13 protein-coding genes are annotated in these 12,712 nt (G+C 65.1%); 8 read left to right on the forward strand and 5 right to left on the reverse strand.

Features of this window, described 5'->3' with window-relative positions; translation table 11 throughout:
• The first annotated feature begins 2 nt into the window (after positions 1–2).
• From FOM02_RS37665 to FOM02_RS37680, 4 genes are all read left to right on the forward strand, one after another.
• A complete protein-coding gene (locus tag FOM02_RS37665; protein ID WP_265440918.1) occupies positions 3–1,106 on the forward strand; it encodes an ABC-type transport auxiliary lipoprotein family protein in 1,104 nt (367 codons plus the stop codon).
• A gap of 134 nt (positions 1,107–1,240) precedes the next feature.
• Positions 1,241–1,954, forward strand: coding sequence for a helix-turn-helix domain-containing protein (locus tag FOM02_RS37670; RefSeq protein WP_265440919.1), 714 nt, complete (start codon positions 1,241–1,243; stop codon positions 1,952–1,954).
• 96 nt (positions 1,955–2,050) lie between these two features.
• Positions 2,051–2,185, forward strand: coding sequence for a hypothetical protein (locus FOM02_RS37675; RefSeq protein WP_265440920.1), 135 nt, complete (start codon positions 2,051–2,053; stop codon positions 2,183–2,185).
• A 260-nt stretch (positions 2,186–2,445) separates the two neighbouring features.
• Positions 2,446–3,174, forward strand: coding sequence for a Crp/Fnr family transcriptional regulator (locus FOM02_RS37680; protein ID WP_027562510.1), 729 nt, complete (start codon positions 2,446–2,448; stop codon positions 3,172–3,174).
• A 10-nt stretch (positions 3,175–3,184) separates the two neighbouring features.
• On the opposite strand, the gene FOM02_RS37685 is transcribed toward FOM02_RS37680, so the two are convergent.
• On the reverse strand, positions 3,185–3,961 hold the full coding sequence (locus FOM02_RS37685) for a cyclase family protein (RefSeq protein ID WP_092215892.1): 777 nt from the start codon (positions 3,959–3,961) through the stop codon (positions 3,185–3,187).
• A 306-nt stretch (positions 3,962–4,267) separates the two neighbouring features.
• On the opposite strand from FOM02_RS37685, the gene FOM02_RS37690 reads away from it, so the two are divergent.
• The 4 genes from FOM02_RS37690 to FOM02_RS37705 all read left to right on the forward strand — a co-directional run bounded on the left by FOM02_RS37690 (position 4,268) and on the right by FOM02_RS37705 (position 8,032).
• Entirely contained in the window at positions 4,268–5,239 is a 972-nt protein-coding gene (locus FOM02_RS37690) for a TRAP transporter substrate-binding protein (RefSeq protein WP_027562512.1), read from the forward strand.
• Between the two features lie 76 nt (positions 5,240–5,315).
• Complete coding sequence (locus tag FOM02_RS37695; RefSeq protein ID WP_027562513.1) at positions 5,316–5,864, forward strand: TRAP transporter small permease; 549 nt, start codon at positions 5,316–5,318, stop codon at positions 5,862–5,864.
• Positions 5,855–7,147 (forward strand): TRAP transporter large permease, encoded by a 1,293-nt coding sequence (locus tag FOM02_RS37700; protein WP_092215888.1) that lies wholly within the window; start codon positions 5,855–5,857, stop codon positions 7,145–7,147. Before FOM02_RS37695 ends, FOM02_RS37700 begins: the two co-directional genes overlap by 10 nt.
• A gap of 78 nt (positions 7,148–7,225) precedes the next feature.
• Positions 7,226–8,032 carry an SDR family NAD(P)-dependent oxidoreductase gene (locus tag FOM02_RS37705; protein ID WP_092215886.1) on the forward strand — a complete coding sequence of 269 codons (807 nt, stop codon included), beginning with the start codon at positions 7,226–7,228 and terminating at the stop codon, positions 8,030–8,032.
• Positions 8,033–8,254: 222 nt separating this feature from the next.
• Here FOM02_RS37705 and FOM02_RS37710 read toward each other — a convergent pair whose 3' ends face one another.
• From FOM02_RS37710 to FOM02_RS37725, 4 genes are read right to left on the reverse strand one after another with little or no spacing between them, the layout of a single operon-like run.
• On the reverse strand, positions 8,255–8,953 hold the full coding sequence (locus FOM02_RS37710; RefSeq protein WP_265440921.1) for a molybdate ABC transporter substrate-binding protein: 699 nt from the start codon (positions 8,951–8,953) through the stop codon (positions 8,255–8,257).
• Positions 8,950–11,076 (reverse strand): xanthine dehydrogenase family protein molybdopterin-binding subunit, encoded by a 2,127-nt coding sequence (locus FOM02_RS37715; RefSeq protein WP_265440922.1) that lies wholly within the window; start codon positions 11,074–11,076, stop codon positions 8,950–8,952. The genes FOM02_RS37710 and FOM02_RS37715 overlap by 4 nt, the downstream gene beginning before the upstream one ends.
• Entirely contained in the window at positions 11,073–11,543 is a 471-nt protein-coding gene (locus FOM02_RS37720) for a (2Fe-2S)-binding protein (protein ID WP_092215880.1), read from the reverse strand. Before FOM02_RS37720 ends, FOM02_RS37715 begins: the two co-directional genes overlap by 4 nt.
• Before the next feature lie 13 nt (positions 11,544–11,556).
• Positions 11,557–12,513, reverse strand: coding sequence for a tripartite tricarboxylate transporter substrate binding protein (locus FOM02_RS37725; protein WP_265442251.1), 957 nt, complete (start codon positions 12,511–12,513; stop codon positions 11,557–11,559).
• Between the last annotated feature and the right edge of the window lie 199 nt (positions 12,514–12,712).

Below are 12,712 nucleotides of genomic sequence, written 5' to 3' on the forward strand. Positions count from 1 at the left end.
ACATGGAAACCCGCGCTCCCTACGCGCTGATCGGCAGCTTCGTGCTGGCCGCGATCATTGCGGTATTCGGCTTCGTCTATTGGCTCAACAACACCGGCGGCATCGGCCCGCGCACGAATTACCACGTGCAATTCCAGGGACCTGTGCCGGGCCTGCTGGTGGGCGCCGGCGTGCTGTTCAATGGCATCCGCGTCGGTGAGGTGACCCAGCTTGGGCTTGCGCCGGACAATCCCCGCTTCGTCAATGCGACGATCTCCGTGGCCGCGACGACGCCGGTGCGCACCGACACCAAGGTCGGGCTCGACTTCCTGGGGCTGACCGGCGTGCCAGTGGTGACGCTGGAGGGCGGCGTGATCGTCGCCAAATCCGGCGAGCCCCCGACCTTGATCGCGGAGGCGGGCGCAGGCCAGAGCATGACGCAGGCCGCGCGCGACGCGCTGCGGCGGGTCGACACCGTGCTCGAGGACAATTCCGGTCCGCTGAAGGACACCATCGCCAACCTCAGGACATTCTCCGACGGCCTCGCGCGCAACACCGGCAAGATCGACGGCATCTTGGCGGGGCTCGAGAAAATGACGGGGGGCGGAACGCCTGTGCAAAAGATCACCTACGATTTGCGCGCGCCGCAAAATCCTGGGCCTGCCGCCAAGACGCTCTCGGGGTCACTGGCCATTCCCGAGCCGACCGCCGTCGCGATGCTCCAGACCCAGCGCATGCTGTTCGCGCCCAGCGGGGACAATCCGGGCTTTGCGGAATTTCTCTGGGCCGACAGCATTCCAAAGCTGGTGCAGGCGCGGCTCATCGACAGCTTTGAGAACTACGACATCGCGCATGCGCCGCTGCGCACGACCGAACTCGGGCCAGCGGACTATCAGCTCCTGATCGACATCAGACGCTTCCGGATCGCCACCGAGGGCGAGACAAGGGTCGAGATCGGACTGTCGGCGCGGATCGTCGACAAGAGCGGCAAGGTGGTCGCATCGCGGCTCGTTGAGGCCAGCGAGAAGCTCGACAAGGTCGAGCCGGCCGCGGCCGTCGCAGCGTTCGATGCAGCCTTCGCCCGCATCGCCAAGGAGCTGATCGGCTGGACGGTGCAGGCGGTCTAGCGCCGTGATCAGAGCAGGGCGGCCATGCCCGCAAAAATTGATCTGCGTCAATCGGCTCTGGCGCAGTGCAGTAAAATGCAGTCCGCGCGGTGGACCCGGCCTGATGCGGAGGCCGCCGGCGCATGGAGCGGTGGATGAGAGCTTCCGTGGTGACGATCGAGCCGAACAGGCATTTCTGTAGCGACTGTGCCGTACGCGGATCGGCGGTTTGCGCGTCGCTGGATACAGCTGAGCTCCGGGAATTCGAGCATCTCGGCCGCCGCGTCCACTTCGCCGCGGGCGAGACCGTGTTCTCCGAGGAGGACATCGCGACCTCGTTCTACAACGTCCTCGAAGGCGTCATGCGGCTCTACAAGCTGCTGCCGGACGGCCGGCGGCAGATCGTGGGCTTTGCCTTGCCCGGCGATTTCCTGGGGATGAATATCTCCGGCCGCCACAATTTTTCGGCCGATGCGATCGGCGCGGTGACGGTGTGCCAGTTCGCGAAGACGCCCTTCGGCCGTTTCATCGAGGACCGACCGCACCTGCTCAGGCGCATCAACGAGCTGGCGATTCGCGAGCTGAGCCAGGCCCGCGACCACATGGTCCTGCTCGGCCGTCGTTCTGCGGACGAGAAGGTCGCGACCTTTCTGCTCGGCTGGCGCGAGCGGCTGTTCGCGCTCAAGGGGGCATCCGACACGGTTCCCCTTCCGATGAGCCGCCAGGACATCGCCGACTATCTCGGCCTGACCATCGAAACGGTCAGCCGCACCTTCACCAAGCTGGAGCGCCACGGCGCGATCGAGATCATCCAGGGTGGTATCGGTCTGCGCGATCCGGCGCGCGTCCAGGCTCTGGCCGCAGCCTGACGGGGGTTTTCGCGATGCTCGCGGATTTTTGATCCCGATCAATGACGCTGGCCGCCTGCGGCAAATAATGCCCCCGGACAATCCGGGAGAAGCATGATGCCGACTGACGCGCTGCTGATGATCATTGTCGTCGTCGCGATCTTCGTGACGTTCGCCGCAGCCCTGGCCTGGGCGGACCGGCAAACCAGCGCAGGCCGGCTCGACCGGGATTCCAAGCGCCAAAGCTCCTGAGGTCATCGTCAGGTCTGTTGGGCCGACAGCCCGATGCTCAGCGGCCGACGCCTGGCTCGGCGGCAGCGCCTCAACGCAACCAGCGGCTTGGGCAGGCTGCAACCCTGCATCGATTCCAGTGCATCGAGCATCCTTCGGATGCGGGCTTCGGGCATTCCTAGGGCATTTGCCTCAAACCATGCCCGTGCTTTCCGGTTGAAAAGCCTGATAACGTTGACTACGCAGGAACTTCAGTGCCTTGAGTCTTAGGAGCCCGCGGCGTGCCTCAGGACAAGACCGGCGACCCCCGACAGTCGGTGGGTAACAAACTATCGGTCCTGCGCAAGCACCCGATCTTCGCGGATCTGGAGCCGGACGCGCTCGATCAGCTCTGCCGCTACGCCAAGCACACCACCGTGAAGCGCGGTGCGACCATCGCCGCCAAGGGCGATCCCGGCAACAATCTGTTCGCAGTGATCTCGGGGACAGTGAAGATTTCCTCTTCGTCGCCCGACGGGCGGAACGCCATTCTCAATCTGATCGGTCCCGGAGAAATCTTTGGCGAGATCGCCGTTCTCGACGGTGCGCCGCGATCGGCGGATGCGACCGCCAACACCAATTGCGAGCTCTACATCATCGACCGCCGGGACTTCCTGCCGTTCGTGAAGAGCCAGCCGGCGCTGGCGATGAAATTCATCGAGCTGCTCTGCGCGCGACTGCGCTGGACCAGCCAGCAGGTCGAGCAGGTGATCCTGCAAAATCTGCCGGGCCGGCTTGCGAGCGCGCTGCTCGGTCTCACCGAGGAGCGCAAGCTCGATTCCGGCAGCGGCACGCTCGCCATCACGCAGCAGGAGATCAGCGAGATGGTGGGCATGACGCGCGAGAGCATCAACAAGCAATTGCGTGCCTGGTCCGGACGCAGCTGGGTCCGGCTCGAGCATGGCGCCATCGTCGTGCTCGACACCGATGCGCTACGCGAGCTCGCCGAGAGCGGCCTCGACGGCGAGTGATGGCCTCGACCTAATTGTCGATGATGGCGACCGCGCGGGTCCAGCCAGCGGATGCCCGTTCAATCTTCACCGGAAAGCATGACACCGTGAAGCCGGTCGAAGGCAGCTTGTCCAGATTGTGCAGCTTCTCGAGATGGCAATAGCCGATGTGCCGTCCCGCCTTGTGGCCCTCCCAGATCAGCCCGGCATCTTTTGTTTCGGCATATTTCTTCGCGGTGTAGATGAACGGCGCATCCCAGCTCCAGCCGTCGGTCCCGGTCAGCCGCACGCCGCGTTCGAGCAGGTACATGGTCGCTTCATAGCCCATGCCGCAGCCGGAATTGACGTAGTCGGCCTGGCCAAATTTGGCGCCGGCGCTGGTGTTGACGACGACGATCTCCAGCGGCGACAGCGTGTGGCCGATGCGCTTCAGCTCCGTCTCGACATCGGCGGCGGTCGCCACATAACCGTCAGGCAGGTGCCGGAAGTCGAGCTTCACGCCGGGCTGAAGACACCATTCCAGCGGCACCTCGTCGATGGTCCATGACCGCTCGCCGCGATTCATGGTCGGATGGAAGTGCCAGGGCGCGTCGAGATGCGTGCCGTTATGGGTGGACAACGAGACCTGTTCGACGGCCCAGCCCTGTCCGTCCGGCAAATCCTGGGCCTTCAAGCCGTCGAAAAATTGCAGCATGCGGGGCAAGCCCTGCTGGTGATCGACATACTGGATGGTCGGGTGATTGCCCGGGGGATCGGCCGTCACGTCGTTTTTGAGCGGCACCGAAATATCGATCAGCTTCCGCGGCATGGGCATGTCCCCGAAATGGTCCGTTCTGCTTTGCAGCATCTTGAGGGGGCTCGCGCTGCGGCGTCAAGTAACGCGCCGGTGTGGACGACTTCGGAGAAACGGTATCATCCGCTGAAGGCCCTTGCGAGCACCGCGCGATCGATCGATGCAACTCCAGCATTGATCGATGCCGGATTTGGCTTGGACAGGGAATGCCGCCCGCCCTAGGGACGACAATGGCGCTTGACTTCGCACCTGAAGTGGAGCGACCCAAGGCGGCCCGCAACTGCCCGACAACGACATAATCACCCCAGGAGGAAAGCCCAGATGAAGACACTGACCGGTATCATCGCAGCCGCTGTGCTGGCGATCTCCGCGCCGCTGGCGACCGCACGCGATTTCCGCTCTGCCGACATCCACCCCGCCGACTACCCGACTGTCGAGGCCGTCAAGTTCATGGGCAAGCAGCTCGCGGCGGCGAGCGGCGGCAAGCTCGGCGTGAAGGTGTTTCCCAATGGCGCCCTGGGCTCCGAGAAGGACACCATCGAGCAGCTCAAGATCGGCGCGCTCGACATGATGCGGATCAACGCATCGCCGCTCAACAATTTCGTGCCCGAGACCATCGCGCTGTGCCTGCCCTTCGTCTTCCGCGACACGCAGCACATGCGCACCGTCCTGGACGGGCCGATCGGCGACGAGATCCTCGCCGCCATGGAGCCCGCAGGCCTGGTCGGTCTTGCCTATTACGACAGCGGCGCGCGGTCCATCTACACGGTCAAGGCGCCGGTCAAGTCGCTCGCCGACCTCAAGGGCCTGAAGATCCGCGTGCAGCAATCCGACCTCTGGGTCGGGATGATCCAGAGCCTCGGCGCCAACCCGACGCCGATGCCCTATGGCGAGGTCTACACCGCGCTCAAGACCGGCCTCGTGGACGCCGCCGAGAACAACTGGCCTTCCTACGAGTCCTCGCGCCATTTCGAGGCGGCCAAGTTCTACAACGTCACCGAGCACTCGCTGGCGCCCGAAGTCCTCGTGATGTCCAAGAAGGTCTGGGACACGCTGAGCAAGGAGGATCAGGCGATGATCCGCAAGGCGGCCAAGGAGTCGGTGCCGGTCATGCGCAAGCTCTGGGACGAGCGTGAGCAGGCCTCCCGCAAGACCGTCGAAGCGGCCGGCGTCCAGGTCGTGACGATCGCCAACAAGCAGGAGTTCGTCGATGCGATGAAGCCGGTCTACGACAAGTTCGCCGGCGACGAGAAGCTGAAGGGCCTCGTCAAGCGCATCCAGGACACGAAGTAAGGCCACGGCATCGGGTCCGGTTCGCCGCGAGGCGATACCGGACCCTCGCGAGCAGACGCGCAAGGAGACGCGGCAAATGACAGACCCACACGTCGCAAGCCACGAGCAGGAGGTCGCCGGACGTCCGTCGACCGGCCTGCTGTCGCGGATCAATGCTCCCGTCGCTCGCCTGGGCATGTATCTGTCGGTGACCGGACTGCTCGTCATTGTCACCATCGTGTTCTACCAGGTGTTCGGGCGTTACGTGCTCAATTCCAGCCCGACCTGGACGGAGAACCTCGCGCTGGTTCTGATCCTCTACGTCACGCTGATCGGCGCCGCCGTCGGCGTGCGCGATGCCGGACACATCGGCATGGACAGTCTGCTGGTCATGCTTCCGGATCACCTGCGGGAGAAGATCGAGATCGTGATCCACGTTCTCGTGGCCGTGTTCGGCATTGCGATGGCCTATAACGGCTGGATCCTCGGTGCGTCGGTCGGAACCGTCAAGATTCCCAATCTCGGCCTGCCCGAGGTGATCCGTTACGTCCCGCTGATCGCCTCCGGCATCCTGATCGTTTCCTTTTCCATCGAGCACATCATTGCTCTCCTGCGCGGCGAAGAGGTCGTCCCCTCATGGAACTGATCATCCTCGGCGCCACGTTCTTCGGCTTCCTGATCCTCGGCGTTCCCGTCGCTTTCGCGATCGGCCTCTCGGCGATCTGCACCATCCTTTACGAAGGCCTGCCGGTCGCCGTCATCTTCCAGCAGATGATGTCGGGGATGAACATCTTCTCGTTCCTGGCCATCCCATTCTTCGTCTTCAGCGGCGAACTGATGCTGCATGGTGGCGTCGCCGACAAGATCGTCAAGCTCGCCAAGAATCTCGTCGGGCACATCCGCGGCGGGCTCGGCATGTCGAACGTGGTCGCCTGCACGCTGTTCGGCGGCGTCTCCGGCTCGCCCGTGGCCGACGTGTCGGCGATGGGCGCGGTGATGATCCCGATGATGAAGAAGGAAGGGTTCGACACCGACTACGCCGTCAATGTCACCACCCATGCCTCGCTGGTCGGCGCCTTGATGCCGACCAGCCACAACATGATCATCTATGCGCTGGCCGCCGGCGGCAAGGTCTCGATCGGCGCACTGATCGCCGCCGGCCTGTTGCCGGCGCTCGTGCTGATGATCTGCATGCTGGTCGCCGCCTACGCGGTCGCGGTGAAGCGCGGCTATCCCGCCGGCAAGTTCCCGGGCTGGGCCGAGGTGTTCCGTTCGCTCGCCGCCGCATTGCCTGGCCTTCTGATCGTCGGCATCATTCTGGCTGGCATCCTCTCAGGCGTCTTCACCGCCACCGAATCCGCCGCCGTCGCGGTCACCTACACGATCCTGCTGACCTTCTTCATCTACCGCACCATGACCCTGCAGAACTTCCTGCGGGCCGCGGCCAAGGCGGTGAAGACGACGGGCGTGGTGCTGCTGCTGATCGGCGTCTCCACCATGTTCCAGTACCTGATGGGTCTCTACGAGGTGGCCGATTTCGCCGGCGACCTGATGAGCAAGGTGTCCTCGCAGCCCTGGGTGATCTTCCTGCTCATCAACGTCATCCTGTTCGTGCTCGGCACCTTCATGGACATGGCGGCGACCATCCTGATCTGTACTCCGATCTTCCTGCCGATCGCGATGAAGGCCGGCATGGATCCGGTGCAGTTCGGCATGCTGATGCTGATCAACTGCGCGCTCGGACTGAACACCCCGCCGGTCGGAACGACGCAGTTCGTCGGCTGCGCCATCGGTGGCATTTCGGTCGGCGCGGTGATGCGCACCATCCTGCCGTTCTACGCTGCGCTGATTGCAGCGCTGATGTTCGTCACCTACGTTCCCGCCTTCTCGCTGTGGCTGCCGCGTCTCCTGATGGGATACAAGGGATAGCTGCCGTGCGTGCGCCGGCACTTGGCCGGCGCACCCGCCTTGCGTAGTTTGCGTCACAGCAACAGGGAGAATCTGTCCGTGACCGACTATCGCAAGCTCTTCGATCTCACCGGCAAGACGGCCGTGGTGCTCGGCGCCGCCTCAGGGATCGGCAAATCGTCGGCCGAGGCGCTGGCTGGGCTCGGCGCCCGCGTCGTCTGCGCCGATCGTGCGCTTGACGCGGCGGAAGCGACCGCCGCCGGCATTCGCGACAAGGGCGGCTGGGCCGAGGCTGCCAGCTGCGATGCCGCCAGCGCAGCGGACGTCAACGCGCTGGCGAAAACCGTGATGCAGAAATTCCCGCGGCTTGATATCGCCGTGACGACGCCCGGGCTCAACATCCGCAAGACCATCCTCGACTACACCGAGGAGGATCTCGACCGCGTCCTCAACCTCAACGTCAAGGGGACGGTCTGGTTCTTCCAGGCCTTCGGCCGCATCATGGTCGCGCAGAAGGGCGGCAGCATCATCGCCTGCTCCTCGGTCCGCGCGGTGACCATCGAGCCGGGCCTTGGCATCTACGGCTCGACCAAGGCCGCGATCGGCCTCCTGGTGAAGGGTTTTGCCTCCGAGGTCGGTCATGCCGGCGTACGCGTCAACGCGATCGCACCGAGCATCGCCGAAACCGCGCTGACCGGCCCGTTCAAGCAGCGGCCCGACATCTACAATCTCTATGCCGGCCACACCGTGTTCAACCGCTGGAGCAGCGCGGACGAGGTCGCGACCGCCGTGGCCTATCTCGCTTCGGATGCCGCAAGCTATGTCAGCGGCAGCACGCTGTTCGTGGACGGCGGCTGGACCGCTGTCGATGGTCCGCCGACCGGCCTCACCCAGCTGCACAAATAGAGCGGCCGTCTAGAGCGGAATGGCTTTGGGTTGAATCGATTGCCGCGGGCTAGGTCTCTCTCCCGGGAGAGGTCGTATCGCATCGAAGATGCGATACGGGTGAGGGCTTTCTCCTCTTGGGGAGTCTTGCCAGCCGAGAGACCCTCTCCCCAACCCTCTCCCGCAGGCGGGAGAGGGAGCCTACCGCCGCCACCACAGCTATCGAGCCTCATCTCATCCGTTTTAGCCGGCAAAGCCCACGCGCTGGCGCAGCTCCTTGTGGTCTACGCCGGTCAACAGCGCAATCAGCACGGCCGCTTCATTCGGATGTGCGGCCCGCGCGGTCACGCCAGCCGTGTACATGGTCACCAGCTCACATCCAGGCGGCAGTGATCCTGACAGCGCGATGCCGTCGGTCGCGATGATCTCGGTGGCCTGCGTGCAGCCGATCGGACGCGCTGCGGTGGACGTCGCAAGCTCCCGCATCGCGGTCGCGCCGTTCGGAAATATCTTGAGGCGCGATGCGACCTCATAGGCGATGCCGAGCTGATCCAGCACTTTTGCAACGTGCTGTCCTGCCGTGGACGCCTTGATATCAGGGACGTAGATCGCGTCCGCCGAACACAACACCTCGCGCAAATCGGCTTCGGTCTTCGCCGTCACCTTGGGATCACGGTTGCGGACCGCCAACGCGGTCTCGACCCGGCCGACATCCGCGATCGAGGAGGGGACGACAAGCTTCTCCTCGGCAAGTTTTGCGAGGAGGGCCTGCGTCAGGATCACGAGATCGGCTGCCGTGCCCGTACGCAGTTTGTCGGCCATGATGCCGACCGCGCCGAACTCGCCGTCGATACTGAGGCTGGTCTTTGTCTTGAAAGCGTCGCTGAGGCCGCGCACCAGGCCTTGCGCCGCGCCACCGCTCAAAATGGTCAAGGTCGTCACGATGCAAGCTCCATGGCTGCGATGATCCTGTCGCGCGTGATCGGCAGGTCGCGGACGCGCACGCCGAGGCAATCGTAGACGGCATTTGCGATCGCCGCCGTCACCGGCCCGTGTGCCGCTTCGCCCGCGCCGACCGGCTCGATCTCCGGCCGCTGGATGATCTCGACGTCGACCGCCGGCACCTCGCTGAAGGTCAGGATCGGATAGTCCGTCCACGAAGTCGAGGTGATGCGCGTCCGGTCGAAGCGGACGCGCTCCTTCAGCACCCAGCTGGTCGCCTGGATTGCGCCGCCCTCGATCTGGTTGATCACGCCGTCCGGATTGATGGCTTCGCCGACATCGACCGCGAGCGTCAGCCGTTTGACGCGGATGTCGTCGTCGCCTTCAATTTCTGCAATCGCGGCGCAATAGGCGCCCGTGTTCTTGTAGCGGGCAAAACCGACGCCGTGGCCGATGCCCGCCTGCTTCTGCGGCTTCCACTGCGCGCGTCGCGCCGCGGCGCGGATGACGCCTTTCGCGCGTTCGTCGCGCAGGTGGCGCAGGCGGAACGCGATCGGGTCCTCGCCGTGCAAGGCGGCGATCTCGTCGAGCAGGGATTCGATGGCGAACACATTGCCTTGCCCGCCCAGCGTCCGCAGCGCCGAGGTGCGCACCGGCATCGTCAATAGCCGGTGGCTCGTGATCGTCCAGGCCGGGAGGTCGTAAAGTGGAACAGAGTTGCGGTCGCCGCCACCGCCATTGGCTGCCGGCGGATTGGTCGAGATCATGCGCGGGTAGGGATTTGCGATCTCGGTTGCGGCGAGCAACGCCGGCTGCGCCGCGCGTCCCGGTCGCGCCGCGTGGCCGTTGCTCCAGAGCGTATGGCGCCAGCCGACGACCTCATTGTCTGTATCGAGATCGGCCTCGATCTCGATGGCCATCGCCGCGCCGAACGGCGCGTGGCTCATCTCGTCGTGGCGCGACCACTGCACCCGGACCGGACGGCCGCCGGCCGCTTTCGCCAGCAGCACCGCATCGAGCGCGACGTCGTCGGCGGCATTGTGCCCGTAGCAGCCGGCCCCTTCCATGTGCTCGACGACAATGTTCTCGGCGGGCAGCTTGAGCACGATCGCGAGATCGGCGCGCAGCAGGTAAACGCCCTGGCTGTGGGTCCAGACGTGGACACGGTCGCCATCCCACTGCGCCATGGCGCAGGACGGCGCGATCGAGCCATGGGCGATGTAGGGGCGGGTGTATTGCCGCCGAAGCGTGCGCGCGGCTTTCGCTGTCGTTGCCGCCGCTCTGATGTCGATGACGGTCGTCTCGACCGGCTGGCTCTTCAGGAAGCCCGCCAGATCGTCTTCGTCCGGCAGCGCCTCGCCGGCCGACCATGTCGCGCCCTTGCGCAAGGCCGTCAGCGCCGCTTCCGCCGCGGCCTCGGCGTCGGCAACCACGCCGGCAAAGCCGCCGTCGCGGATGATGGCGACGAGGCCGGGGACGACGCGTGCGGCTGTTTCGTCGAGCGCGATCAACTTGGCGCCCGAGACGTCCGGCCGCAGCACGCGTCCGTGCAGCAAGCCGGGCAATGCCCGGTCATGGATGAAGCGCGGCTGGGCGAACACCTTGTCGGGAATGTCCACGCGCTGGACGGAATGTCCGGCGACGGCGCGCTTGGTCGCGATCTTCGCTGCCGCGCTTGCGGTGGCGTCGTGGTCGAGCGAGACATCGCCGGCCAGCTCCCAATAGCTGGTCCTGACATTGCCGGGACCCGAGATCGTGCCGTCCTCGATGTCGAGCGAGGACGCATCGACGCCGAGACGCTCAGATGCTGCGGCGAGGAAGCGTTGGCGAACGTCGGCACAGGCGTGGCGCAGCGCGCGGCCGGATTGCTGGATCGACAGGCTGCCCGAGGTGACGCCCTCGTTCGGGCTCGTCGCCGTCGAGGCGCGGATCATCTCGACCCGCGCCAGATCGACATCGAGCTCGTCGGCCGCGATCTGCGCCAGCGCCGTGACGATGCCCTGGCCGATCTCGACCTTGCCGGGCGAGATCGCGACGCGGCCTTCATCGGTGAACCTTACCCAGGACGACAGCTTCGGATTGGCTGTCAGGCTGACCGGCAGCTTTGGGGCAGGGGACGTCATGGCACTGCCATCTCCGAGGCCGCCCGCAACACCGCGCGCACCATGCGGTTATGCGAACCGCATCGGCAGAGGTTGCGATCGAGCGCCTCTCTCACCTCCGCCTCCGTCGGCGATGGATTGCGCTTGAGCAGCGCCGCCGCACTGATCAGAATTCCCGAGACGCAATAGCCGCATTGCATCGCCTGCTCGGAAATGAAGGCGCGCTGTAGCGCGTGCGACTGCTCCACTGTCCCGAGGCCTTCCACCGTGACGACGTCCTTGTCCGCAACCGACCACATCGGCATGTCGCACGAGGTCATCGCGCGGCCGTCGACCATGACGTGACAGGCGCCGCACTCGCCGGCGCCGCAGCCGAAATGCGCCCCGGTGATGCCGAGCCGGCTGCGCAGCACATCGAGCAGCATCTGGTCCGGATCGGCGTCCACGGCGATCGCTGCGCCGTTGAGCCGGAATTGAACGGTAGGCATGAGCAGTACCGCCTCAGGACTTGTCGAATTTCTTGACGACATCGGCCCATTTCTCGATGTCGCCGCGCAGGAATTGTTCGAATTCCTGCGGTGTCATTGACATGGGTACGGCGCCCTGCTCGGTCCAGAGTTTGACGATGTCCGGCCGCTTCACCATTGCGTTGACAGCGGCGTTGAGCTTGTCGATGACAGGTTTTGGCGTGCCGGCCGGCGCCATCAGGCCAAGCCAGATCGTCGCCTCATAGCCCGCGACGCCGGCTTCGCCGGCGGTCGGCACGTTCGGCAGCACGGCGGAGCGCTGCTTGCCGGTGGTCGCGAGCGCGCGGACCTGGTTCTCGCCGATGTTCGGCGCCATCGCCGGCACCGCGTCGATCATCATCTGCACCTGGCCCCCGATCACGCCGCTGCGCGCCTCGCCGCTGTTGCGATAGGGCACGTGGACGACGTCGATGCCGGCCATGGCTTTGAACAGTTCGCCGGCCATGTGATAAGGCGTGCCCTGGCCGGAGGAGGCGTAGTTCAGCTTGCCCGGCTGCGCCTTGGCGAGCGCGATGAACTCGGCAAGCGTCTTCGCCGGGACTTGCGGGTTCACCACGATGACGAGATCGGAATAGTTCACCGGTGCGATCGGCGCGAGATCGCGCATCAGCTCGTATTTGCGCTGCGCGGGTGTCAGCAGCGATTCGTTCGCGGTCTGCGTGTTGGACATCATCAAGAGCGTGTAGCCGTCGGCCGGCGACTTCGCCGCTTCGACCGTGCCGATGACGCCGCCCGCGCCGGTGCGGTTCTCGATCACGAAGGGCTGGCCAAAGCTCTCCTGGAGCACGTTGCCGATCAGCCGGGCCGCGACGTCGGCCGGGCCGCCTGCGCCGAAGGGCACGACGATCCGAACCGCGTGATTGGGATAATCTTGCGCCAATGAGGGGGCTGCGGCGAATGCGCCGAGCAGGCTGGCGGCCAGCGCCAGCATGAATTGTCGGGCCGTCACGCCCACCTCCCTGATGTCGTTCTTGTTGGCGGCCACTGTAGCGGCAGGGCAGGCGGACTGTCGACGCTCACAAAGTCGATCGTCTCAGGGAATATTGGGCGGTTTTCGGTGTGGCCGCGCTCCATTTCGCAGGCGCGATAGGAACCGGCGGCGCGCGCGGTTTGAGCAAATCGCATGGGCA

The organism is Bradyrhizobium sp. SEMIA (assembly GCF_014844175.1).
Lineage (GTDB): Bacteria > Pseudomonadota > Alphaproteobacteria > Rhizobiales > Xanthobacteraceae > Bradyrhizobium > Bradyrhizobium arachidis.

Bases quoted from the DNA above. Each gene is read 5' to 3' on its own strand.
- FOM02_RS37700 (WP_092215888.1), top strand. From the start codon at position 5,855: ATGGAACTGATCATCCTCGGCGCCACGTTCTTCGGCTTCCTGATCCTC.
- FOM02_RS37670 (WP_265440919.1), top strand. From the start codon at position 1,241: ATGAGAGCTTCCGTGGTGACGATCGAGCCGAACAGGCATTTCTGTAGC.
- FOM02_RS37725 (WP_265442251.1), bottom strand. From the start codon at position 12,513: ATGCTGGCGCTGGCCGCCAGCCTGCTCGGCGCATTCGCCGCAGCCCCC.
- FOM02_RS37685 (WP_092215892.1), bottom strand. From the start codon at position 3,961: ATGCCGCGGAAGCTGATCGATATTTCGGTGCCGCTCAAAAACGACGTG.
- FOM02_RS37665 (WP_265440918.1), top strand. From the start codon at position 3: ATGGAAACCCGCGCTCCCTACGCGCTGATCGGCAGCTTCGTGCTGGCC.
- FOM02_RS37715 (WP_265440922.1), bottom strand. From the start codon at position 11,076: ATGACGTCCCCTGCCCCAAAGCTGCCGGTCAGCCTGACAGCCAATCCG.
- FOM02_RS37720 (WP_092215880.1), bottom strand. From the start codon at position 11,543: ATGCCTACCGTTCAATTCCGGCTCAACGGCGCAGCGATCGCCGTGGAC.
- FOM02_RS37675 (WP_265440920.1), top strand. From the start codon at position 2,051: ATGCCGACTGACGCGCTGCTGATGATCATTGTCGTCGTCGCGATCTTC.
- FOM02_RS37690 (WP_027562512.1), top strand. From the start codon at position 4,268: ATGAAGACACTGACCGGTATCATCGCAGCCGCTGTGCTGGCGATCTCC.
- FOM02_RS37695 (WP_027562513.1), top strand. From the start codon at position 5,316: ATGACAGACCCACACGTCGCAAGCCACGAGCAGGAGGTCGCCGGACGT.